Source organism: Vagococcus sp. QWL-13 (assembly GCF_058683555.1).
This window is the reverse complement of record NZ_CM178746.1, coordinates 1,381,280-1,404,193: the sequence shown is the minus strand read 5'-3', so window position 1 is coordinate 1,404,193 and position 22,914 is coordinate 1,381,280. Positions and strand designations below refer to the sequence as shown.

Below are 22,914 nucleotides of genomic sequence, written 5' to 3'. Positions count from 1 at the left end.
TCAGTCTACCTCCAGATTCAATGTTTTCAACATATCTTGAGTTTCAGCATAATCAGCCATATCCACTTCAGTAAAACGGGTAGTTTTATCTTTATAAAATGTTTCAAAGTACTCTTCATCTTCGTACTGTAAATAGAAATTTTTGATTTTTTCCTTCAAATCAGCGGGCAAATCGGAACGCATGATGTAAAGGGCACTAGGTATGACAGAAGTCTCTCCGATTATTTTAAGGTCGTCTTCCTTGATTAAACCAGAGTCAGACATCATTGAAATTATTTGAAGTGCCACTGCCGCTGCATCATAATCCCCTTTAGCTACACCCATCAAACTTGTGTCATGTTTCCCTGAATAAGCCACAGTTTTAAAAAAGTAGTTTGATTCTTCCATTTGGTCCGGTGATAAATCTAGTTCCTTGACTAATGTGTATTTAGGATATAAATACCCGGAAGATGAGGCAGGATCCACAAAGGCAAAATTTTTCCCTTTCAGGTCTTCAAGACTATTGATTTCATCATTATCTGACTTGGCAACAAATACAGTTTTATATTCTTGGGCATCACCAGATTTTGTGGTAGCTACGGGTTCGATTCCGTTTTCTACTCTCTCGCTTGCTTGATGAAGACTCATCGGACTGACTAGTAAAATATCAAGCTGCTGACTTTTCATCGCCTCGATCCCGACGGCATAATCTGCTCCTTCCATTTGCTCCACTTCGATTCCAAGATAGTCGCTCATATCCTGTTCAAATTTTTTATTTTTCCCGCCTGCCTCAGGATTATTTTCATCAGGCATCGTCACAATTGTCAATTTCTCCGGCCAAGCGTTCTCTTCCCCTTCATTTGCTTTTGAATTGCCGCAAGCTGATACCAGCATTAGAAGTGATACTAAGGTCAAAATCCATTTTATTTTTACTCGAGCCATTTTTTTCCTCCATTTGTTGTAAAATTTTTACGTTGTCTCATCTTCAACTATAGATTGTCTATGTAAAAAAAGATTATAAAGCATGTAAATTTCATGTAAAAATTTGCATAAACGAACCATTTTTCAATCTCCACACTCACTTCAGACAAGAATTTCGGTGTTCCCTTCTCATAACAGCGGATTGATTTTTTGAAAATTTACAGCAAACAATTGCTCAGTTTTAATCCCCCTTATTACTATAACGGTTTAAAAAAATATGCTATGATGTGGTTAGAGCATCGGCAGGATAAGGATAGTCATTTTGATTGTTTTCCAATCAGTCCAAGAGCGAGTCGCCCTTGGAAAATGGTACATGAACCATTTAAACTGTAACTCGTTCAATGTGCTTCCGCACATTGCATGTGCTGCCAGTCTACGACGATGCACATCTCGCTCATTACAGCATCGTTGTTTAGTATCCTTCTATCTTGCCGATGCGTTATTTTTTTTTTAAGGGGATTAAGCGTATGAACACTTCAATTTGGAAATATACTACGACTGATCAATGTAATGATTTTCTGCTGTCTTTTAACTTGCTGGCCCCTACCAACTTGACTCCGGACAAACAGCTGGCATGTCTCTATGCCGTCAGCAACTCCATCGAGTCCCATTACACTACTATTTATTTAAAAAAGAGAACAGGCGGCCACAGAATCATCCATGAGCCAAGCCCTTTGTTGAAAAAAATACAAAAAAATATTTTGACTCATGTGCTGGAACCTCAATCGTGTTCGGTCTATGCCACCGCCTATCAAAGAGAAAAATCTTTGCTCCACAATGCTTCGGCTCACGTTGGAAAAACGCAGGTTTATAAATTAGATATAAATGATTTTTTTGATAACATTTCTTTTGCCATGGTCTTTCAGCGGGCATTCCCAAGAGCCTATTTCCCGCCGCAAACGGCTGGTATCTTGACTCAATTATGCTGTTTGAACCATTGTCTGCCGCAGGGAGCACCTAGCTCTCCCATGATTTCCAATCTTGTGATGAAACCCTTTGACGACTATATGGGCCGATGGTGTCTGGAACGCGACATTGAGTACACGAGATATTGCGACGACATGACTTTTTCCGGTGATTTTGATGTTAAAAAACTGTATCATAAAGTCAATGCTTTTCTTGAAGTGCTGGGATTTTCCCTCAATCAAAAAAAGACCAAACTCCTTTCAACCGGCAAACAGCAGTTAGTTACCGGCCTCACCGTCAACGAAAAAATACAAGTACCTAAAAAATACCGGAGAAAGGTCAGACAATCTGCTCATTACTGCTTGAAATACGGGGTGAAGTCCCATTTAGAACGTACAAATGACTGGTCACATTCCTCCAATGAAACCAAAAATGCTGAAGATTATTTGAGTTCTTTGCTTGGGAAAATCAATTTTATTTTATCTGTCAACCCTTCCGATAAGGAATTTTCCATTTTGAAGGATGGAATCATGTTATTGCTTGCGAGTGAATCTGTTTAATTACAAACAATTATCAGTACTGATTTGAACTATTCTTTTCACACTTTGATTCATGCCATAACATGTTCCTAAAATCAAATATTTGTATCATACAAACTTATAAAAACTTTGATTATATTTTCAAATGTTGTCAAATGTCGTTATAGCCCATAAATACAGGCAATAACGACATTTTTTTGTTAAATATTAGTGCAACAAGAATTATTTCAATCTTTAAAAATTATATTGGACATAACATTTAAAAATGCAAAAAATCAGTTCTATAGTATGAACAAGAAAAATTTATAAGGAGATTTAATTATAGATAAATCATTCAAAAAAGCTTACAAAAAAAGGGGTCATCAGATTAGATGACCCCTAAAAGTTCTTATGCTAATTTACCTTTAAAATATTTAATGATTTTATATAAGAGAATTACTACGAAGAAAAACCATACTCCCACCATGGCTATACCCAAAGCAAGTAATTCAAACCCTTTTGTAAAAGTGAATATACTAATAGTATAAACTAAAGAAAGAAGAAAAGATGCAAGTACCTGTAGTTTTGAACTAGAAAATATCTTTTGTATAATCAAATAAATCAAAAAATGAAAAAAGATTCCTAAACCTATCAATGTCAGTATGTTTATATAATTTTCAAGTGTCATAATAATCCCTCCTTTTCTTAAATATATTATATCAAAAACTCATAACATTAACATCATAAATGCAAGTATAGCTTTTTGCCGCATAAAGATTACCATTATAACCCAATTCAACGTTGTAACCTTCAGAATAGACAAATTTATACGCTGCTTTGTGGTTACTTCCTCTATCTACAAAATAAAAATCTTTGTTAGTGAAACATATCCACACTGTCATACTTTAATTAATAACTTTCTGAATCAGTGATTAATTGCGAACTGTTGAATATAAGTATCTAATAAAATGCTCAAGCTCTTGAGAAATTGTAGAGGTGCTATCCTTACGTCAGTAGTACAATTTGTGTAATAAAATAGCCGCCCATTTCTGAACGGATGGAGATAGAAAAAGAATGTCGGTTTTGTATGCTCTGCGACCTATATACTTTATTCAATTTTGATGTTTCAATACTGATGCACTGTACCATCTCTTCGTATATCCAGAATATCAGCGTATCAAGACTCATTCGTCAGTAGTAAATAAATAGTAAAATGAATGATTGCAATCCATTGATAGTGCGATAGATACAGTGTTTTAAGGGATCATCAAGATTTACTGCGTTTTCGAAAACACAAACTTATAAATTATCGGTATTGAAAGAAAACAATTTTCTTTCAATTTTTTTATTTAAATCCCCGTAGAAAAAAATTATAATAGGCAACAAATCAAACACCCAGAAAACACTGATCATATTTTTCTGGGTAAATGAGCAATTCATTTTTAAATTTTTAAATAGCAGGATTGTTGCAACAAAGTGTAAACAACTAGAAATCATTATTGATAGACAGTTTGATTATCCTGTAAATCTAAGTTTTCATCCACAATGGCTCCAAAATATTTCCATCGGGGTCTGTGACTTCAAAAAAATATAAATGGTCTTCTGGTACTCCCATGTCAACTTTATAATAATTCCCGCCATTTTCTTTTGCAGTTTCAGCAAATTTTTTCACAGCTTCAGGACTTTCAAGACTAAAGGAAACTAGCGATCCGCTCATAGTTTTAGTATCTGGAATACTTTTTCCTCCAATGAACTTGAGATACGACTCGTGAGTATGGAGCATGATCCAGAAAGTATCATCCCAAACCATTGCACAACCATCAAACGATGAAAATTCTTCATCTTGCTGAAAACCCAGACTGGTATAAAAGGCAATCGAACGCTCTAAGTTGCTCACAGGAAAGTTTGCGAAAACCATCGTTGACATAAAACCGCCTTCTTTCTTATTGTTATTTATCATTCTTTTTCATCATTAAAGTTTTAGGATTTAGAAAGGATAAATATCTTTCGTGTATAGTATGACACCTGATAAATCCTCATGTCAATTATTTTATCCTGATATTTTTTGTTATTTTATTTAAAATAAACTCGTTAGAAATTTTCGAACTGTAAACCTTAAAACTTCTCTTGGTAATGAAAAGATTTCAGAACTTTTTTAGATATATGCTAAAAATTAAACAGCAAAGCATATTAAAAAACCAGCGAAGAAAGAATTCTTCACTGGTCAAATGCTCTATTCATTTTTGATTTTTCTGCTTTGAACAACAGTCACCACTAATAACCAAAATAAATCTAAGCCATATTATCGATTAGACATTGGGCGAATTCTATCGTCGTGACTTCTTTAGCATCTTCCATTTGAGTAACAAAATCACTGGTAACTGTCTTGGCCTGAATCGTTTTTTCTAAAGCGGTCACAATCAGCTGAGAAACTTCCTGCCATCCCAAATAGTCAAACATCATCGTCCCTGACAAAATTACAGACGACGGGTTGGCTTTGTTCAACCCAGCAATATCAGGTGCGGTTCCATGAGTGGCTTCAAAAATTGCATGGCCGGTATCGTAATTGATATTCGCCCCAGGTGCAATACCGATTCCACCCACTTGTGCTGCCAATGCATCTGAAATATAGTCGCCATTCAAGTTCAATGTGGCCACCACAGAGAAGTTTTCAGGCCGCAAAAGAATCTGCTGCAAAAAGTTATCCGCAATCACATCGTTGATAATCAAACGACCTGTTTGCTCGGCCTCTTTCAAAGCGGCTTCCGCTGCATCTGCTCCCTTGTCAGACTTGATAACTTCATACTGTCGCCAAGTGAAAACTTGTTCGCCGTATTCTTGTTCGGCAACATCATAACCCCAGTTTTTAAAACCACCCTCGGTATATTTCATGATATTCCCTTTGTGCACTAAAGTCACACTCGGTTTATTTTCAAGTAAAGCATGGTCGATGGCTGCTTTGACCAGACGGCTGGTCCCTTCCTGTGATACAGGCTTAATGGCCAAACTGCTGCTTTCAGGAAAGCGGATTTTTGTCACATCCAACTCATCCTTTAAAAAATTCAACAGCTTTTGAACTTCCGATGTCCCCTGAGCAAATTCAATCCCTGCATAAATATCTTCCGTATTTTCTCTGAAAATCACCATGTCTGTCCGCTCTGGATGTTTTAATGGTGAAGGAACTCCTTGAAAATATCGCACGGGACGCAAGCAAACATACAAATCCAATACTTGACGCATCGTCACGTTCAATGAGCGGAAACCTCCGCCGATAGGAGTCATCAAAGGTCCTTTGATAGCAACCAAATAGTCTTTGATGGCTGTCAACGTCTTTTCAGGAAGCCACTCCCCTGTTTGTTTAAAAGCTTTTTCACCCGCCAGCAACTCTTTCCAGACAACCTTTCGACGACCGCCATAAGCTTTGAGCACAGCCGCATCGAAAACTTTTTGAGCTGCCTGCCATATTTCAGGTCCTGTCCCGTCACCTTCGATAAAAGGAATGATCGGCTGATCGCCGACCTTTACCCCATTGGTTTCTTTTATAATTTTATTTCCTTCTGACAACCTTTACCCCTCCTGTATCGCTGAAAAATTTTCCCGTAATTCCAGTGGAACAAACTTCAAATCTGATGGACCGACATATTTGGAACGGGGACGAATCAAAGTGTTCTCACTTTTTTGTTCAAACACATGGGCAATCCATCCAGATGTCCGGCTCATGGCAAAAATCAAGGTAAACAAATCACTTTCAATGCCTAAGCTATGATAAACTGTGGCGGAATAAAAATCCACATTAGGAATGATTCCTTTTTTCTCTCGCATAAAATGTTCAACCTCGATTGACAGATGGTACCATTTCTCATCTTCGGTTCCCTCTGTCAATTCCCAAGCTTTCTTCTTTAAATATTTTTGTCGTGGGTCTACTGTCCGATAGACACGGTGTCCGAAGCCCATGACTTTTTCTTTGGAATCCAATTTCTCTTGCAGATATTTTTCCGTATCTCCACATTCATCAATGGCCCTTAGCATTTCAAAGACCCGCTCGTTGGCGCCCCCATGCAGAGAGCCTTTCAGCGTAGCAATCCCGGTGGTAATACAAGAATACATATCTGATAGGGTTGAAGCACATGACCGTGCGGCAAAAGTCGAAGCATTCAACTCATGATCTGCATGGAGCACTAGCCCTTCATTTAGGGAATCTTCCTGAACTTTTGTCGGCTCTTTTCCTTCCAACATGTAAATAAAGTTTCCGGCAAAGGACAAGTCTTTGCGCGGAGGTATTGGATCAAGCCCCCGACGCAAGCGGGAAAAAGCAGCAATAATTGTCGGCATTTTTGCTTGAATGCTGATTGCCTGACGATAAGTCGCCTCTGAATCAGTTTTTTCTGCATCCCGATCGAATACTCCCAGCAGTGAAATAGTACTGCGCAAGACGCTCATCGGGTGCAAGTTTTCCCGACATTGGATGCGCAACGCTGCTTCGATTACATCTGAAATCCCCATGTGGGCTTTTAAATCATCTGTCAATATTTTCAGTTCACTAGCATTTGGCAATTTCAAATACCACAACAAATAAATCGTCTCTTCGAAACTTATATTATTATCCACCAGTTCCTCAATCGTGTAACCAGCATAGGACAGCACTTCATCAATAATCGAGCTGATTCGCGTTTCACAGGCAAAGGTTCCTCTTAATCCTATTTCGACTGCCATCTTGAGTAGCCACCTTTCTCTTTTCTATTTTTCTTCCAATTTTTTTCTAATCACCATCGGCAGTATCCCTTGATGCTGATAGTAGCGGATATCTGCCTGAGCATCAAAACGAGCAACTGTCGTAAATTCTTTCACGTTCCCATCGGCATCGGTTGCTTTGACCGTTACTTTTTCGTGGATAGCCGGCTCCTCCGGCAACAGAATTGTAAAGGTTTCAGAACCAGTCAATCCAAGCGTCTGTGCATCCTCGCCTTCGATAAATTGTAAAGGCAGAATCCCCATCATCACTAAATTGGAACGATGGATTCTTTCAAAACTTTTAGCAATGACTGCCTTGACTCCCAATAATTTTGACCCTTTGGCTGCCCAATCCCGGGAAGATCCCATACCATAGTCGGCACCGGCTAAAATCACGGAACCAATGCCATCTTCCTGATTTTTCATAGCGGCGTCATAAATTGACATGATTTCTCCTGTTGGCCAGTAAGTCGTGTAGCCGCCTTCCACTCCAGCGGCGATTTGATTACGGATTCTGATATTGCCAAAGGTTCCGCGCATCATCACTTCATGATGTCCCCGACGTGAACCAAAAGAGTTAAACTCGCGCGGCTGGACGTCATGGGACAGCAAGTATTTACCGGCTGGAGACTCCGGACTTATTGAGCCTGCCGGTGAAATATGGTCTGTGGTAACCGAATCGCCAAATTTCGCTAACACACGAAGCTGGTGCAACTCATCCTTTTTATCCAGAGTCAGCGAAAGATTCTCAAAAAACGGCGGGTTGGCAATATAAGTTGAAGCCTCATCCCATTGGTAAGTACTTCCTTCACTGGTCTCAATAGCATTCCAATCCTGATTGGCGTCAAAAACTTCAGCATAATATTTTTGGAAAATTTCCGGTGTCACATATTTGGCAATCATTTCATTGATTTCCTCAGCAGTCGGCCAGATATCTTTCAAATAAACAGGTTGACCGTCCTTGTCCAAACCTAACGGCTCATCCTCCAAGTTTTTGTTGACATTTCCAGCCAGAGCATAAGCTACGACTAATGGTGGAGAAGCTAAGTAATTTGCTTTAGTCAAAGGATGTATCCGACCTTCAAAATTTCGATTGCCGCTTAAAACTGATGTCACTAGCAAATCATTGTCTTTGATAGTGTCTTCTACTGCTTTTTCCAATGGACCGGAATTTCCGATACACGTGGTACAGCCATAGCCAACTAAGTAAAATCCTAACGCTTCCAAATAAGGCATTAAACCGGAATCTTCAAGATAGCCTGTTACCACTTGAGAACCTGGCGACAAAGAAGTTTTTACGAACGGAGCTACTTTCAAACCTTTGGCTACTGCGTTTTTGGCAAGCAGTCCAGCTGCCAGCATCACATAAGGATTAGAAGTATTCGTACAGCTGGTAATCGCAGCAATCACGACACTTCCAGTTGCCAGTTCATAGTTTTCCTGATTCAATGTCAATACGGCTTTTTTATCCAGTTCCGTTTTTGGTAAACCAAAGCCTTGGTTTCCTTCCGGAGCTGTCACCGCGTCTTCAAAAGAAGTTTTCATCTCTGTCAAAGGAATCAAATCCTGTGGCCGTTTAGGACCGGCCAAATTAGATTGTATCGCCGATAAATCAATCTCGACCACATCACTATACTGAATGTGAGCTTCCTTGTCATAAAACAAATGATTAGCTTTTAAATATTCAGCAACCAGCTCGATTTGTTTCTCTTTTCTTCCCGTCAAACGCATATAATTTAAAGTTTCTTCGTCAACCGGGAAAAACCCGCATGTTGCACCATTTTCCGGCGACATATTGGCAATAGTGGCACGGTCTGCCAAAGTCAGTGACCGGATACCTTCACCAAAATATTCCACAAATTTTCCTACTACATTTTTTTCACGTAACACTTGAGTCACTTTCAATGCTAAATCTGTTGCTGTTGCAGCTGGCGGCAATGTACCGGTAAATTCAACACCGATGACTTCCGGTGTAGGGAAATAGGAAGGCTCTCCTAACATACACGCTTCTGCTTCGATTCCTCCCACACCCCATCCTAAGACTCCTAGGCCGTTGACCATTGGCGTATGGGAATCCGTTCCAAAAACACTGTCTGGGTAAAGTAAATCTGTCTCATTCTCTTTGCCTGTTTTCACAACATCGGCCAGATATTCAAGGTTTACCTGATGGACGATTCCTGTTGCTGGAGGCACAACCCGGTAATTGCTGAAAGCTTGCTGTGCCCATTTCAAAAACTCATACCGCTCTTTGTTGCGTAAAAATTCAAACTTGCTGTTCTTTTGCAATGCTTTTTCGTTTCCAAAAGCATCCACTTGAACGGAGTGGTCGATTACTAAATCAACCGGGACTTCTGGATTGATTTGTTCTGCTTTTCCGCCTAATTGAACAATGGCTTCACGCATGGAAGCCAAATCCACAATAGCGGGAACACCTGTAAAATCTTGCAAAATCACGCGCGCCGGTTTAAAAGGAATCTCACCGGAAACATTTTTTGGTTCCCAGCGGAGCAGCTCCTCAATGTGATTTTCAGTGATATCCAAACCGTCTTCTTGTCTGATCAATGATTCGAGTAAAATCCGAATCGTATAGGGTAGTCTGTGCAAATCTGCCTCAGCTTGACGGGCAGCGTTTTCTAAATCATAATAAAAATAAACTTGATTGTCATGCAGTAATTGACTGCGACAATTTTCCTTAAATAAGGACATTTCCTCACCTCTCGACAATGATTACATTTTGATTAGTATACACAATTTCTTTCTAATTGTAAATTAATCCTGATGTAAATTTCTTTATAGTTTACGAAAAAGCCGGATAATATGCTTTCAATCTCACCAAATCTAAACAAATAGGGCTGATAAAAAACAGTGAAGAAAATTTCTTTCACTAGTCAGTAAATTGGATTAAATTTTTGTTGGTCCCATTTACCATGAAACAAGAAATTCTTCCCACCTCAATCAAAAACAAAGCATGAAATTATTTTAAAAAATACTTTCACACTAATTTTTGCCTTAACATTGAACGTTATTCTCTTTTAAGGCAATTAAAATCCATATTGTGCTAATCACTTCTGGTAAAAGACTGTTTTTAACCTTTAATTAACTGGAAGCTTTACAAAATAATTTTTTATTGGCACAATAATCGTTAGATAGGAGCCGATATCAACCCCTGTCTGAACGACATATAAAGGAAAGGAGATCTTGATATGGCTAAAAGAAAAATAACTGTCAAGCCAAAAACTAGACACGTTGACCAAAATCCGGGAGATGTTCAAGCTAAACTGCACCGCGGCACAGGCAATCATGGAAAAGTAAAATATTCACGCAAAGTAAAACACAAAAAAAGATTCTCCGACTTGGAGAATCTTTTTTTAGTGAGCTTTAAAATTATACAAAGGTTTTAAACGATGGGTAATCACAACAGTATCAGAAATATTCTCAACGATTTGTTCTACTGGTTTATAAGCATCTGGTGCTTCGTCCAGAGTGCTGCGAACTACTGAACTTGTGTAAACACTTCTCATTTGTTCCTGATAAAGTTTAAAGTCCAGCTGTTTTTTGGCTTGTGAACGGGATAATTCACGCCCTGCCCCGTGGGGAGCCGAATAATTCCAGTCTTCATTTCCTAACCCTTCACAGATCAGAGAACCGTCCCGCATATTTAAAGGAATAACTAAACGTTCTCCTTTCTGTGCTGAAGTTGCCCCTTTTCTGATAATTTTATGTTCAAGATCAATAAAATTATGAATCGAATCAAAACAATCCACAATCTCCCAACTCATCTCTCCAGCAATTGTTTCCAGCATGGTTTTGCGGTTTAACGCAGCAAATTTTTGTGCAATCTGCATATCATTCAGATAATCTGCCAAATTTTTACCTGTCAAAGGCACTAAGTCCTTCTGATATGTTCCGCTTAATTCCTGAGCACTTTCGCCAAATGCAAGCTCTTGATAGTAACTGGCGATTTGATGACCTAGATTTCTTGAACCGGAATGGACAGAAAGCCATTTGTTTCCTTGTTCATCCTCAGCGATTTCAATATAGTGATTGCCGCCGCCCAGTGTACCGATGGACTGCCGTGCCATCACTATCCCATCTTGGCTCAAAGGCAGCAAAAGCTTTGACAGCTCCTCATCAAAAATATTAGAGATAAAATCATGTTTTGCGAAACCAGAAGGAATCAGTTTATTTATTCTACGATCCAATCGCTTGAAATCAATATCCGTACCAGGGGCAAGCTGGTGCATCAAAATACCGCAGCCAATGTCAACGCCTACAATATTGGGGACTACTTTGTCTATCGCCCCATTGAATTTTATAGTCGTCCCGACTGTGGAACCTTTTCCCACATGACAGTCCGGCATAATTCTCACTTGGGTATTTTTAGTAATATCATGGTCGATCATGGCTTGGATTTGCTGCAACGTCAACTCATCCACTGCATCTGTAAAAATTTTTGCCTCGGCATAACGTCCTTGTAATGTCAGCATCCTATTCCTCCATTCGTCAATAGACTCTTCATTTTATAAAATTTATGTCCTGAAGTTTTGGCAATTTGGAAAAAGCTGGCTAGTTATCCCTGCCGCAAGTCCCGCCACATCAGATAGTCCTTCTAAATCAAGTATACCGATAGGTTCCGGGAAAATCAAAAAGGAGCAGATTTCTCTGCTCCAAAAGCCTTAAAAGTAAGTGTTTAACATTTGATAGACAAAACGCTCGCCATTTTTAATAGGTAGCTTAATTTCTCCGCAATAACTAAAGCCGATCCCCGTTACCAGGTGCTGCATGATTTTATTATCAGGATAAGTGTCGATACGGGTATCAAAATTTCCCAATCTGTTACCTTCTCGAATCAGACCAATCAACAGACGCTTGGCTAGTCCACGGTTCCGCTGATTCCCATCTACCGCAATACGATGGATGGCCATATAATTCCTATTATTCTCTACCCACGAACCTGAAAGCAGCTGTTCATAACTGTTTTCCGGACCTGAAACTAAGGCACCATAAGCAAGAATATTGCCACCTTCGCCATCAGTCAGCACATAACCTTCACCCAGTTTTATATCCCGGAGTAATGTCGGTGTTGAGGGATGATTCCCATCTTGCCACTGTGGTAAGCCTTGCGTTTTGAGAAAATTTACTCCAGAGGCGATAACTTTTTCAATAGATGATACATCTGCTTCGACTGCTTTTCTGATAATAAACATACTTAACCCTTTCAACTTCCCCAGTTTGTCACAACAGTACTTCACAACAAGCTTCCCCAATAATCAAGTATCGAGGGGTAAGAGCGGCACTAAAACAGATGATATCATCTTGTTTGCCAACTGGTTCAGTAAAGTTTTCTTACAGCATAAGTCATCGTCCTATTACTGATTATGGCAAACCATAGTAAATGGTAGCTCAATTTAGACAACTCTTCTAGTCACTTTTTGCATATCCATGAGTAAAGATTTCCACATTGGTATAAACCTTTTCCAATCATCGGATATACTCAGTAATAACAGGACAACTGCAGTTTTCCTGTCGGAGATAAAAATCATTGCAAGGCTGATTATTTACGCAAAATTTTCTCCATTGCTTTTCCTTTTGCCAATTCATCAATCAATTTATCCAGATAACGGATTTTTTGCATGAGCGGATCTTCAATTTCTTCCACACGATAACCGCAGATAACTCCCTTAATCAATGAAGCATTACCGTTAAATTGGGGTGCTTGGTTAAAAAAAGTTTCAATATCTGCTTTTTCATCAAGCTGGTGTTGTAAGCCGGCTTGATCATAACCAGTCAGCCAAAAGATAATCTCGTCAACTTCTGTTTTGGTCCGTCCCTTCTTCTCTGCTTTTTGGATATAAAGAGGATAGACACTTGCAAACGTCATAGTAAAAATTTTAGGCTTTTTCATTTTAAATTTCCTTCTCCCTTCAAAACTTTGGTTACCCAGCCGATTGATTTTTATTTGCTCTATCATAACAAATACATCCGTATTATTTTAAGATTTTATCTGAAAATATAGGTGCATTATTCAGATTATTTGTTATTTTATATTGAAATTTTCTGTGTTTTTAATGTAGACCATTTCACCAAACTCATCTTTTCCAGATGCTGTATAACCATTCTTTTGCCAAAAGTTCAGATTTTTTCCATTTGAGGTATTTAAAGCAATATAACTGGCACCTTCATTTTTTAAAAAATTTTCCAATTCTCGTACTGCCTTGCTGCCAATCCCTTGATTGCGGTAGTCTTTTTCAATACAAAAATCCAAAATAAACGCTTTGCCGTCTTCTTCTGTATAAATTTTATACATAGTAAAACCTAAGTAATTCTGCCGATCGTTAAACATAAAAACAAATTCCAAAGTTCTCCCTTCAGGTTGAGCATGCTGGTGCAGCTCCATGATGATGTCATAATATTCTTTTGATTGAAACCAGTCTATAACTTCCTGTAGTGCGTCGCCTTTTTCCTTTAAATTAGGAAAGATATCCTCTTTTTCGTATTTTTCTTTTTTTTGCCAAAAAGTTGCGATTTCAGCGGATGTTTCCATTTTTTTAAAGTTGATTGTCATTTTTATCTCCTAACAAAATTATTAGTCGATACTATCATTGTTTACAGACGTAGGCAGTCTTTATCGACCAACAAGAACCTCTAGTCTTATTTTCTCAGTTCTTTCCTTCATGACACACCACTCCTTTCATCATAAGCTGATTTTAACAAAAATGGAGAGAGAAGTCATTGCAAACTGTCTGAAATTATCAAAAGTCGTTCATTGTCAAAAGAAAAATAGTTTTGAATATTTGTACACACAAAAAATCCTCCTCTGATAAAAATCAGAGGAGGCTTCCCCCTATACTAGAGAACTAATAAATATGGTTGTTGCAGATACTCAACTACTTTATCCAAAAATTCAGCGGCCGGTGCGCCATCTACTACTTGGTGATCAAAAGTCAAACTCAAAGGCAATTCTTGTATTTCTACCACTTCTCTTTTTTCATTGAACGCCAACCTGTTCTGCATAGCCCCAATTCCTAAAATCCCCACTTCAGGCGTGTTTAAAATCGGTGTAAAATATTCTACTCTCGTATTGCCCAAGTTGGTAATCGTGAAGGTGGAACCGCTGTAAAATTCTCCTGATAAGGTGCCATCCAACGCTTTAGCTGTTGTGTCAGAAAATGTTTCGCCAATTTGTGATAGACTTTTCGTGTCAACGCCCCGCAAAACCGGTACCATCAGACCATCTGCCACTGCTACCGCAATCCCCATATGGACTTCCTCATGTTCAACCAAACTCTGTCCGTCATACCAACTGTTCATTTCAGGATAATCTTTCAGTGCCAAAGCAACCGCCTTAATCAGTAAAGTATTAATACTCAGTGTCCGGCGATCTAATTTTTCTCCACCTTTTGCTTTCATTTCTTTTCTAAATGCCAGCAATTCTGAAATATCAGCTTTACCATGTAAAGTCAACTGCGCAGTTTGTTTCAGACTCTGATGCATTCTTTGAGCGATAACTTTCCGCATTCCTTCAAGCCCTTCACCGATACTCATAACCTCACTGCTTGCGGTTTTTACAGCCGGAATCGGTACATATCTTTCAACGTCACGACGCGTGATACGGCCATTACCCCCTGTGCCAATAATCTCCGACAACTCATAACCTTTTTCTGCCGCAATTCTTCTAGCTAGAGGTGTCACAAAAATTCTTTGACCAGCATTTCTTTTGACACTTTCATTTTTTTCCAAACTGCTTTTTTCTGTCTTGTCTTCAACCTCTGCAGGAGCGTCCGCTTCTTTCTCAACCTGTTTTTCATTCGCTCCGGATTCAATTTTTTCGCCAGGTGCCCCTACATAACCAATCGCATCTTTGCAGGGAACCACTTCGCCCTCGGCAGCAACAATATCCAGCAGCACACCGTCGATTGGCGATTCAACATCATGTGTTAATTTTTCAGAACTGATGGAGACAAGCGCTTCCCCTTTTTCGACGCTGTCACCTATTTTTTTATACCAGTGGTCCACAGTCCCTTCCGTCATTGTTAAACCAAGTGTTGGCATAATTAATGTTTCAGCCATATTGTTTTCACCCGCCTTCTATTTTAAATCCTCGATTAGTTCACTCGCTTCTTCCAATACCCGTTCTTTATTCGGCAAATACATCGCTTCTAAATTACTGGCAAATGGAACTGGTGTATTTGGAGCGCAGACACATTTGATAGGTCCGTCTAAGTAATCGAATGCTTTATCTCCCATGACTGAAGCAATATCAGTTGCCGCATTGTTGTGAGGGTTCGACTCATCGATTACAATCAGACGTCCAGTTTTTTTAACAGATTCTAAAATGGTCTCTTGATCCCATGGTGCCACAGTGATCAAATCGATTACCTCTACGGAGATATCATTTTTTTCCAACTCTTCTGCCACTTCCAGCGCAACGTAGAGCATTTTCCCGATGGTCACGATTGTTAAATCTGTTCCTTCCCGTTTCACCTTTGCTTTTCCAATTTCTACTTTGTAATATTCTTCCGGTACTTCATCCTTAATCCCGTAAATCGTTTTGTCTTCAGAAAAAATCACGATGTTGTCATCTTCAATAGCCGAAATCAATAAGCCTTTGGCGTCATAAGGATTGGATGGAACTACCACCTTTATTCCCGGAATCGATGCGAAAATGCCGTAATAAGAACCTGAATGCTGTGCAGCGGCAGATGCTCCGGCACCGTGATTCGTCCGCACAGTCATAGGAATAGTTGCTTTGCCACCAAACATATAACGCATCTTAGAACCCTGACCTAGTAAAGTATCAAAACAGAATCCGATAAAATCATTGAACATTAATTCTGGCACTGGACGCAAACCTGTTGCAGCTGCTCCAACTGCTGCGCCCATATATCCCATCTCTGAGATTGGCGTGTCGATTACCCGATCATAACCGTATTTTTCCACTAATCCCTTAGTAACTCCGAACACTCCGCCCCACGCACTTTCTCCTTCTAAATGTTCAACAGTCGTTCCCCCTGCAATGTCTTCACCCAACAAAATAACTTTGTCGTCTTTATCCATCGACAAATCTAATCCTTCATTGATTGCTTGCATAAATGTTATTTTTCTGCTCATCATAGTCACTCCTTAATCATTTAATTTTTCTAGACAATAACATCTTCCAGCAAAGATTCTGGTTTTGGCAACGGACTGTTTCTGGCGAAAACCACTGCTTCTTCAATCGCTTTGGCAGAAGCTGCTTCGATTTCATCTGCTTGTTCAGCAGTCAACCAATTATTTTCAATAGCAACTTCCCTAAACAGGACGATGTTGTCCAAGTCCGCCCAGGCTTTTTCTTCCCCGTCTTTTGCTTTATACTTCTGTTCGTCTCCTTCAAAATGTCCATAATTTCGGTAAGTCATACATTCGATTAAAGTTGGTCCTTCCCCGTTGCGTGCTCTGTCAATCGCCTTTCCAGCTTCTTCATAGACTGCCATCAAATCTTTCCCGTCCACCCGTATGCCAGGGATGCCATAAGCCACACTGCGATCGGCAATGGTTCTGGAACCGGAAGAATAAGTAATAGGCGTAGATTCGGCAAACATATTATTTTCACAAACAAAGACTACCGGTAATTTCCAAATCGCTGCCAAGTTGATTCCTTCGTGGAAACTGCCTTCATTTGAAGCTCCGTCACCAAAGAAACAAACTACCACATCATCAGTCTTTAAATATTTATTTCGTAAACCTGCACCTGCAGCAATAGCAAAACCGCCGCCTACCATACCGTTAGCCCCCAACATGCCTTTGTCGATATCAGCAATATGCATGGAACCGCCCTTGCCTTTACATAACCCGGTTTCACGACCGAAAATTTCCGCCATCATGCCATCTAGATCACAGCCTTTTGCGATACAATGTCCGTGTCCCCTATGTGTACTCGTGATATAATCTGTCTCCGTCAAATGGGCACAAACCCCTGTGGCAATCGCTTCTTCCCCTGCGTATAAATGGACGAACCCTGGAATCTCCCCAGTAGTAAAAATCCGATGGACCTCGTCTTCAAAATGACGGATGTTATTCATTGTCTTGTACACCCATACTGCTTTTTCTTTTGTCATCGCTTCCATTTCTTTTCCTCCTTAATCAATCATTTGATTTGCTAACTCACCCATCATTTCCGATAAAGTCGGATGAGCAAATGTCATCTGTTCCAACTCAAAAACCGTTCCTTCCGATTGTTTGACAGCTAAAAGCGTGTGAATCATCTCAGTTGCATTAGCACCTACGATAACTGCTCCCAGTATTTCCCGATACTTTTTATCTGCAATAATTTTGACGAATCCCAAGGTTTCATTTCCGGCAATGGCACGTCCGTTTGCCATGTAAGGAACACTTGACGTCAGCACATCGTAACCAGAAGCTGCAGCTTCTTCCTCCGACAAACCAAAACTGGCAATTTCCGGATGAGTGTAAACACACCGGGGAACAAACTCTTTATTAAGAGGCAGTTCTTTATCTGCAAACATATGCCGGACTGCTTTAATCCCTTCCTTACTTGCCGTATGTGCCAGCAATAATCCCCCTATCATATCTCCCACTGCGTAAATATTCGGCTTGCTGGTTTGATAATAATCATTGACGTCAACAAATTTTTCTTGATTCGTATGTCTTAACCCTAATTGATCAGCAAGTGCCAGATTAGCTTGACGACCTGTCACCACAAGCAATTTATCGAAGGTCACTGTGTCTTGTGCTAACGTCAATTGCTGTTTTTGAATCCCCTTGATTTCTGCCCCTTCATACACACGAACACCCATTTTTTTTAACTGTTTTTTTATGATTTCTCTGGCTTGGGTGTCTTCTGTCATTAAAATATTAGGTGCCGCCTCAATCACAGTGACTTGACTGCCTAAAGGTGCCATTGCGAACGCTAATTCGATACCAATTACACCCCCACCGATAATGACCAGCTCTTTTGGCAGCTCCAGCAAATCAAAAAAAGTATCTGTCGTCAGATAGTCTGTGGTCTCAAGTCCTTTGATTGGTGGAACAAAAGGTTTGCTCCCCGTTGCCAGCAAAATGTAATCAGTAGTTAATGTTTTTTCGCCAACTGTCACTTCGTGCGGACTTTTCAGACTTGCCTCGCCTTCAAAATAATCTATCCTGTGCTGCTTGAACAAATAGTGAATCCCTTGTTGTAATTGAGAAACCACTTGATTTTTACGACTGACAAGTTTTTCAAAATCTACAACTTCCAAGGTGTTCATTATGCCAAAACGATTTGCTTCTTTTAATTCTTCCATCCAACTGGCATGTTTGAGATAAGCTTTCGAAGGAATACACCCAACATTTAGACAAGTACCTCCGATTTGTTTTCGTTCGATAACTGCTACTTTTTTCCCCAGTTCTGCTGCTTCTACAGCTGCAACATAACCGCCGGGACCAGCACCAATTACAATCAAATCATAATCTCCCATAGAATCCCCCTCCCTATTTTTTCTCTACTCCTATAAAAGCAATTAACGTGCCAAAACATTAAGCCCATGAACACAGGCTCTGCTATTTTAGATAATAAAAAATGAGACAATTTTGTGTCATTTTGTTGCAACAAAACATAAAAACAGGACAATTGAAGATTGACAATCTCCAAATGTCCTGCATTCGTTTATTTAAAGGATTTAAAGCCAAAAAAATTTGCAACTAATTGCTTTTTTTATTCACATTGATATTATACTTGTCAATTTTTCTATACAAAGTGCTTCTCGCAATTCCCAACCGCTCGGCGGTTTGACTCAAGTGATAATTTGTTTCGTTCAGCATTTGTACTATTCGTTCTTTTTCATTTAGCGGTGTAGAAGCTGTCTTTCCCGTTATTTCTTTTTTCACCGTTCCTATCTGAATCATCTCATGGACTTTATTTTCTGTCGGCGCACTCAACGGATAAAAGACATATAATCTTTCAAGAAAATTTTGAAACTCCCGGATATTCCCTGCCCATTCATAAGTCCGGGCGATATCGATTACCTCATCCATCCAATCAGGTTCCCAATTTTTTGTAAGACAAAAATGTTCCGCCAACTCATAAAGATCTTCTTGCCGTTTACGAAGAGGCGGCAGAGAAAGAGGGACGACATACAAACGGTAAAATAAATCTTCTCTAAATGTCCCTTCCTGAACTGATTTTCTCAAATCCCTGTTACTAGCTGTAACTACCCTGAAATCTGAATAAACTTCTTTCTCACTTCCCAGCGGCGTCACTTTTTTCTCTTCCAAAGCTCTTAGCAAGCCTACCTGCATCCGGGGAGACATGCTGTCCACTTCATCCAGAAACAAAGTCCCGCCATCTGCCTGCTGAATTTTACCTTTATACCCTTTTGTTTGTGCTCCTGTAAATGCTCCCGGAACATAACCAAAAAGCTCACTTTCTAGCAAACTTTCACTCAATGCCCCACAGTTGACCGAAACCAGCTTTCCTTGCCGCCGATCACTATTATGATGAACAGTTTTTGCTGCAATTTCTTTTCCACTGCCCGTTTCTCCGTAAATATGAATCGGCAAATCCGACTCGGCAGCTCGGACCAGCTGATTTAAAAAAGTCCGATAGTGACGATTTTTTGATTCAATGCCAAATGTGACAAAATTATTTAGTTTATGTTGACGTGAAAACTGGAAATAATATCCAATCAAGTGGCCATTTCTTGTGAGTATTCGTTTCCTATATTCTCCTTGGCACTCTTCTAACAAGCTGTCAATAGAACGGCCCAGCCATTGCCCTTCATCTTTATCAAAATCTTTAGATAATCCTGCCACTCTCATTTTCGTATCGCAAAGGACCCCCTTCACAAAAGGCGTTTTCAACACGTCCAGCAATTCTTGTTTCTTATCTTTAAAATAATTGATTACCAAGCCTCGCTGAACATTTTTTGCAATCATCTGCATGGCCAGCATAGTGTAGTTTGCATTCGGCACTTCTTCCATCGTAGAGACATTTAAACAAGCAATCATTTCACCATCTGCATCCAAAATCGGAGTGGAACTGCAAGTAAAAGGATGAGAAGCTTTGGAGAAATGTTCAAATTTTTCAACTGTAACACTTTCAAATGTTCTCAAAGCGATACCAATCGCATTCGTGCCCACTGCTTTTTCGGTCCAGATATTTCCTTCTGTAAAATTAATGTCATTAGCCAAATGGCGGGTAGAATCATTCCCGTCCCGCCAAATCACTACGCCATTTTTATCTGTTAATATAAACAAAGGTTTTTTTACCTGCAAAAATTCATTCAGCCGGCTCAATTCATATTTGACACTTTCTATCAACAGCGACATCTCTTTTTTAATCAATATCAATCCAGTTTGTGAAATAGCTTCAGTTCCGCGCACGAGGTAAGGGTTTACATTTTCTTTTAGACAGTATTCCCAAGATTCGGAGATAAGATCCGGTAAGGATAGTTCTTTTGTGTTTTTCGAAGTTACGTAAGTTTCCCACATTTTTTCGACTGATAGCATCCCATCCCACTCCTTTACGTTCTAATTCTCACTACAGTATACCATCATTTCACAAACAAAAAAAGAAAATCACTTTAACATTAAAAATAAATAATCTGCCAAGATTGATACTCTTTTTGGACAATGTTATAGTGGAATCAAAAATAAAAGTTGTGGGAGATCTTTTTCTCACACTAGCAGGAGGTACTGTTATGAACACACTGGTTGCTGTAGCCATTGCTCCCTTTGGACAGGGAGAACATTTGTCAGAATATGTGGCCGAGGCGGTCAAAGTGATTGAGGAATCCGGTCTGCCACACCGCACCACTTCCATGTTTACGGAAATAGAAGGAGAATGGGATCAAGTGATGACTGTCATCAAAGAAGCCACATTTAAACTTGCGGAAAAAGGCATCCGAACTGAAGTCATTTTCAAAGCTGACATCAAACCGGGACAAACCAATCTTATGACTAGGAAAATCGAAAGTTTAGAGAAAAAGCTGGAAGGAAAAAATAAATAATCTTTGCGTCCCGTTGGTCATTGAAAAATAACTATACTTTTGGGCTCTAATATCAGCAGCACTAATTAAGCTAGTTATTTTTTTGACAATCTTTTGTATCTTATAAAATACTTGAATGATTCTAATTTTTAGGTCATTCAAGTATTTTTCTATGTATTGATTTTTATTGTGGTAAATATATAGAGCTGTTACAAGTATTGAGATATGTATTGCAACCACTTCATTGAGAAATTGTAATCAGAATACAAATGCTATTTTGATAAGTATATTTCCATACAAGAAAGTATGTTAAGTTTAAACACTAAAAGAGCAGTGAAACATTAGATAGTATTTTCGACAACATTATGGACTTGAAAAAAAATCTCTCCTATTTTTATTAAAATAAGAGAGATTAATGTTATTTAGCAAAAGGAAAGCTTATTTTTTCAAGTTATAGAAAGCTTGTAAGCCTTTATAAACAGCTACTTCACCTAATTGATCTTCAATTCTCAATAGCTGATTATATTTTGCTACGCGGTCAGTTCTTGACAGAGAACCTGTTTTGATTTGACCAGCATTTGTTGCAACAGCGATATCAGCAATTGTTGAATCTTCTGTTTCACCAGAACGGTGAGAAACAACCGCTGTAAAGCCTGCTTCTTTCGCCATTTCGATAGCTTCAAATGTTTCTGTCAATGTACCGATTTGGTTTACTTTGATCAAGATAGAGTTACTTACACCCAAGTCAATTGCTTGAGAAAGTTTTTCAGTGTTAGTTACAAGCAAGTCGTCTCCAACCAACTGAACTTTAGAACCAAGACGCTCAGTCAATTCTTTCCAGCCGTCCCAGTCATTTTCATCCATACCGTCTTCGATAGTGATGATTGGGTATTTGTTAACTAACTCTTCCAAGTAATCTACTTGCTCAGAAGAAGTACGTTTTGCCGCACCTTCACCTTCAAATTTCGTGTAGTCATACAAATCATTTTCATAAAACTCAGAAGCTGCACAGTCAAATCCTAAGAATACATCTTTGCCTGGCTCTAATCCAGCTGCTTTGATTGCTTCAAGAATTGTTTCAACACCGTCTTCAGTTCCTTCGAAACGAGGGGCAAATCCGCCTTCGTCACCGACAGATGTTTCTAAACCGCGGCCTTTTAAGATTTTTGCTAATGCATGGAATACTTCTGCTCCCCAACGCAAAGCTTCTTTAAATGTTGGAGCTCCCACTGGTAAAATCATAAACTCTTGGAATGCGATTGGTGCATCTGAGTGAGATCCGCCATTGATGATATTCATCATTGGTGTAGGCAATACTTTTGTATTGAAGCCGCCCAAATAATGATATAAAGGAATTTCTAGAAAATCTGCTGCTGCACGTGCGGCTGCAATGGAAACACCTAAAATTGCGTTGGCACCTAGTTTGCCTTTATTTGGTGTACCATCTAATTCAATCATTGCTTTGTCAATGCCCATTTGGTCTCTTACGTCAAAACCAATGATAGCTTCTGCAATAATATTATTAACATTATCAACAGCTTTTTGTACGCCTTTACCTAAGTAACGACTTTTGTCTCCATCGCGTAATTCAACTGCTTCGTGTTCACCAGTTGAAGCACCAGAAGGAACGATTCCACGACCAAAAGCACCGCTTTCTGTGTACACTTCTACTTCAATTGTTGGATTTCCACGAGAGTCAAGAACTTCGCGAGCATAAACATCTGTAATAATTGACATGATTAAATTCTCTCCTTTGAGGTTATGTTTATATCTAGGTATTTCTACCATAGTTATTTATTTTATGTGGTATAGAGCCTTTGATTTGAGAACAATAT

General features: G+C 39.3%; 19 protein-coding genes. 3 read left to right on the top strand and 16 right to left on the bottom strand.

The genetic code is table 11. The annotated features are described in order from the left end of the window. The gene (phnD, locus tag AC4PHI_RS06480) at positions 1-921 is read right to left on the bottom strand and encodes a phosphate/phosphite/phosphonate ABC transporter substrate-binding protein (protein WP_492201487.1); all 921 of its coding nucleotides are present in this window, start codon (positions 919-921) and stop codon (positions 1-3) included. A 506-nt stretch (positions 922-1,427) separates the two neighbouring features. Here phnD and AC4PHI_RS06475 point away from each other — a divergent pair. Beyond that, positions 1,428-2,426, top strand: coding sequence for a reverse transcriptase family protein (locus AC4PHI_RS06475; protein WP_492201486.1), 999 nt, complete (start codon positions 1,428-1,430; stop codon positions 2,424-2,426). A 367-nt stretch (positions 2,427-2,793) separates the two neighbouring features. Here AC4PHI_RS06475 and AC4PHI_RS06470 read toward each other — a convergent pair whose 3' ends face one another. The 5 genes from AC4PHI_RS06470 to acnA all read right to left on the bottom strand — a co-directional run bounded on the left by AC4PHI_RS06470 (position 2,794) and on the right by acnA (position 9,821). Further along, complete coding sequence (locus AC4PHI_RS06470; RefSeq protein ID WP_492201485.1) at positions 2,794-3,072, bottom strand: hypothetical protein; 279 nt, start codon at positions 3,070-3,072, stop codon at positions 2,794-2,796. Positions 3,073-3,912: 840 nt separating this feature from the next. Continuing rightward, positions 3,913-4,311, bottom strand: coding sequence for a VOC family protein (locus tag AC4PHI_RS06465; protein ID WP_492201484.1), 399 nt, complete (start codon positions 4,309-4,311; stop codon positions 3,913-3,915). Between the two features lie 365 nt (positions 4,312-4,676). After that, entirely contained in the window at positions 4,677-5,948 is a 1,272-nt protein-coding gene (icd, locus tag AC4PHI_RS06460; RefSeq protein WP_492201483.1) for an NADP-dependent isocitrate dehydrogenase, read from the bottom strand. 3 nt (positions 5,949-5,951) lie between these two features. Continuing rightward, positions 5,952-7,097, bottom strand: a complete 1,146-nt coding sequence (locus AC4PHI_RS06455) for a citrate synthase (RefSeq protein WP_492201482.1) — start codon at positions 7,095-7,097, stop codon at positions 5,952-5,954. A 24-nt stretch (positions 7,098-7,121) separates the two neighbouring features. Further along, complete coding sequence (gene acnA, locus AC4PHI_RS06450) at positions 7,122-9,821, bottom strand: aconitate hydratase AcnA (RefSeq protein WP_492201481.1); 2,700 nt, start codon at positions 9,819-9,821, stop codon at positions 7,122-7,124. 497 nt (positions 9,822-10,318) lie between these two features. Here acnA and AC4PHI_RS06445 point away from each other — a divergent pair, with 497 nt between their 5' ends. Then, the gene (locus AC4PHI_RS06445; RefSeq protein WP_492201480.1) at positions 10,319-10,516 is read left to right on the top strand and encodes a hypothetical protein; all 198 of its coding nucleotides are present in this window, start codon (positions 10,319-10,321) and stop codon (positions 10,514-10,516) included. On the opposite strand, the gene AC4PHI_RS06440 is transcribed toward AC4PHI_RS06445, so the two are convergent. The 9 genes from AC4PHI_RS06440 to AC4PHI_RS06400 form a co-directional block, all read right to left on the bottom strand. Beyond that, entirely contained in the window at positions 10,484-11,602 is a 1,119-nt protein-coding gene (locus AC4PHI_RS06440) for an RtcB family protein (RefSeq protein ID WP_492201479.1), read from the bottom strand. The genes AC4PHI_RS06445 and AC4PHI_RS06440 overlap by 33 nt on opposite strands. Before the next feature lie 189 nt (positions 11,603-11,791). Beyond that, positions 11,792-12,367, bottom strand: a complete 576-nt coding sequence (locus tag AC4PHI_RS06435) for a GNAT family N-acetyltransferase (RefSeq protein ID WP_492201478.1) — start codon at positions 12,365-12,367, stop codon at positions 11,792-11,794. Positions 12,368-12,669: 302 nt separating this feature from the next. Further along, positions 12,670-13,020 carry a DUF2200 domain-containing protein gene (locus AC4PHI_RS06430; RefSeq protein ID WP_492201477.1) on the bottom strand — a complete coding sequence of 117 codons (351 nt, stop codon included), beginning with the start codon at positions 13,018-13,020 and terminating at the stop codon, positions 12,670-12,672. A gap of 132 nt (positions 13,021-13,152) precedes the next feature. Beyond that, complete coding sequence (locus AC4PHI_RS06425; RefSeq protein ID WP_492201476.1) at positions 13,153-13,680, bottom strand: GNAT family N-acetyltransferase; 528 nt, start codon at positions 13,678-13,680, stop codon at positions 13,153-13,155. Between the two features lie 284 nt (positions 13,681-13,964). Then, the gene (locus tag AC4PHI_RS06420; protein ID WP_492201475.1) at positions 13,965-15,185 is read right to left on the bottom strand and encodes a dihydrolipoamide acetyltransferase family protein; all 1,221 of its coding nucleotides are present in this window, start codon (positions 15,183-15,185) and stop codon (positions 13,965-13,967) included. 18 nt (positions 15,186-15,203) lie between these two features. After that, the gene (locus AC4PHI_RS06415) at positions 15,204-16,226 is read right to left on the bottom strand and encodes an alpha-ketoacid dehydrogenase subunit beta (RefSeq protein ID WP_492201474.1); all 1,023 of its coding nucleotides are present in this window, start codon (positions 16,224-16,226) and stop codon (positions 15,204-15,206) included. 29 nt (positions 16,227-16,255) lie between these two features. Next, entirely contained in the window at positions 16,256-17,221 is a 966-nt protein-coding gene (locus AC4PHI_RS06410) for a thiamine pyrophosphate-dependent dehydrogenase E1 component subunit alpha (protein ID WP_492201473.1), read from the bottom strand. Between the two features lie 12 nt (positions 17,222-17,233). Next, a complete protein-coding gene (gene lpdA, locus AC4PHI_RS06405; protein WP_492201472.1) occupies positions 17,234-18,571 on the bottom strand; it encodes a dihydrolipoyl dehydrogenase in 1,338 nt (445 codons plus the stop codon). Positions 18,572-18,794: 223 nt separating this feature from the next. Next, positions 18,795-20,600 (bottom strand): sigma-54-dependent Fis family transcriptional regulator, encoded by a 1,806-nt coding sequence (locus tag AC4PHI_RS06400; protein WP_492201471.1) that lies wholly within the window; start codon positions 20,598-20,600, stop codon positions 18,795-18,797. A 191-nt stretch (positions 20,601-20,791) separates the two neighbouring features. On the opposite strand from AC4PHI_RS06400, the gene AC4PHI_RS06395 reads away from it, so the two are divergent. After that, on the top strand, positions 20,792-21,100 hold the full coding sequence (locus tag AC4PHI_RS06395; RefSeq protein ID WP_492201470.1) for an MTH1187 family thiamine-binding protein: 309 nt from the start codon (positions 20,792-20,794) through the stop codon (positions 21,098-21,100). A gap of 417 nt (positions 21,101-21,517) precedes the next feature. Here AC4PHI_RS06395 and eno read toward each other — a convergent pair whose 3' ends face one another. Next, a complete protein-coding gene (gene eno, locus AC4PHI_RS06390; protein WP_492201469.1) occupies positions 21,518-22,816 on the bottom strand; it encodes a surface-displayed alpha-enolase in 1,299 nt (432 codons plus the stop codon). Positions 22,817-22,914: the final 98 nt, after the last annotated feature.

Excerpts from the sequence above, each read along its gene's own strand:
- phnD (WP_492201487.1), bottom strand. The coding sequence starts at position 921 with ATGGCTCGAGTAAAAATAAAATGGATTTTGACCTTAGTATCACTTCTA.
- AC4PHI_RS06475 (WP_492201486.1), top strand. The coding sequence starts at position 1,428 with ATGAACACTTCAATTTGGAAATATACTACGACTGATCAATGTAATGAT.
- AC4PHI_RS06470 (WP_492201485.1), bottom strand. The coding sequence starts at position 3,072 with ATGACACTTGAAAATTATATAAACATACTGACATTGATAGGTTTAGGA.
- AC4PHI_RS06465 (WP_492201484.1), bottom strand. The coding sequence starts at position 4,311 with ATGTCAACGATGGTTTTCGCAAACTTTCCTGTGAGCAACTTAGAGCGT.
- AC4PHI_RS06455 (WP_492201482.1), bottom strand. The coding sequence starts at position 7,097 with ATGGCAGTCGAAATAGGATTAAGAGGAACCTTTGCCTGTGAAACGCGA.
- acnA (WP_492201481.1), bottom strand. The coding sequence starts at position 9,821 with ATGTCCTTATTTAAGGAAAATTGTCGCAGTCAATTACTGCATGACAAT.
- AC4PHI_RS06445 (WP_492201480.1), top strand. The coding sequence starts at position 10,319 with ATGGCTAAAAGAAAAATAACTGTCAAGCCAAAAACTAGACACGTTGAC.
- AC4PHI_RS06440 (WP_492201479.1), bottom strand. The coding sequence starts at position 11,602 with ATGCTGACATTACAAGGACGTTATGCCGAGGCAAAAATTTTTACAGAT.
- AC4PHI_RS06430 (WP_492201477.1), bottom strand. The coding sequence starts at position 13,020 with ATGAAAAAGCCTAAAATTTTTACTATGACGTTTGCAAGTGTCTATCCT.
- AC4PHI_RS06425 (WP_492201476.1), bottom strand. The coding sequence starts at position 13,680 with ATGACAATCAACTTTAAAAAAATGGAAACATCCGCTGAAATCGCAACT.
- AC4PHI_RS06420 (WP_492201475.1), bottom strand. The coding sequence starts at position 15,185 with ATGGCTGAAACATTAATTATGCCAACACTTGGTTTAACAATGACGGAA.
- AC4PHI_RS06415 (WP_492201474.1), bottom strand. The coding sequence starts at position 16,226 with ATGAGCAGAAAAATAACATTTATGCAAGCAATCAATGAAGGATTAGAT.
- AC4PHI_RS06410 (WP_492201473.1), bottom strand. The coding sequence starts at position 17,221 with ATGGAAGCGATGACAAAAGAAAAAGCAGTATGGGTGTACAAGACAATG.
- lpdA (WP_492201472.1), bottom strand. The coding sequence starts at position 18,571 with ATGGGAGATTATGATTTGATTGTAATTGGTGCTGGTCCCGGCGGTTAT.
- AC4PHI_RS06400 (WP_492201471.1), bottom strand. The coding sequence starts at position 20,600 with ATGCTATCAGTCGAAAAAATGTGGGAAACTTACGTAACTTCGAAAAAC.
- AC4PHI_RS06395 (WP_492201470.1), top strand. The coding sequence starts at position 20,792 with ATGAACACACTGGTTGCTGTAGCCATTGCTCCCTTTGGACAGGGAGAA.
- eno (WP_492201469.1), bottom strand. The coding sequence starts at position 22,816 with ATGTCAATTATTACAGATGTTTATGCTCGCGAAGTTCTTGACTCTCGT.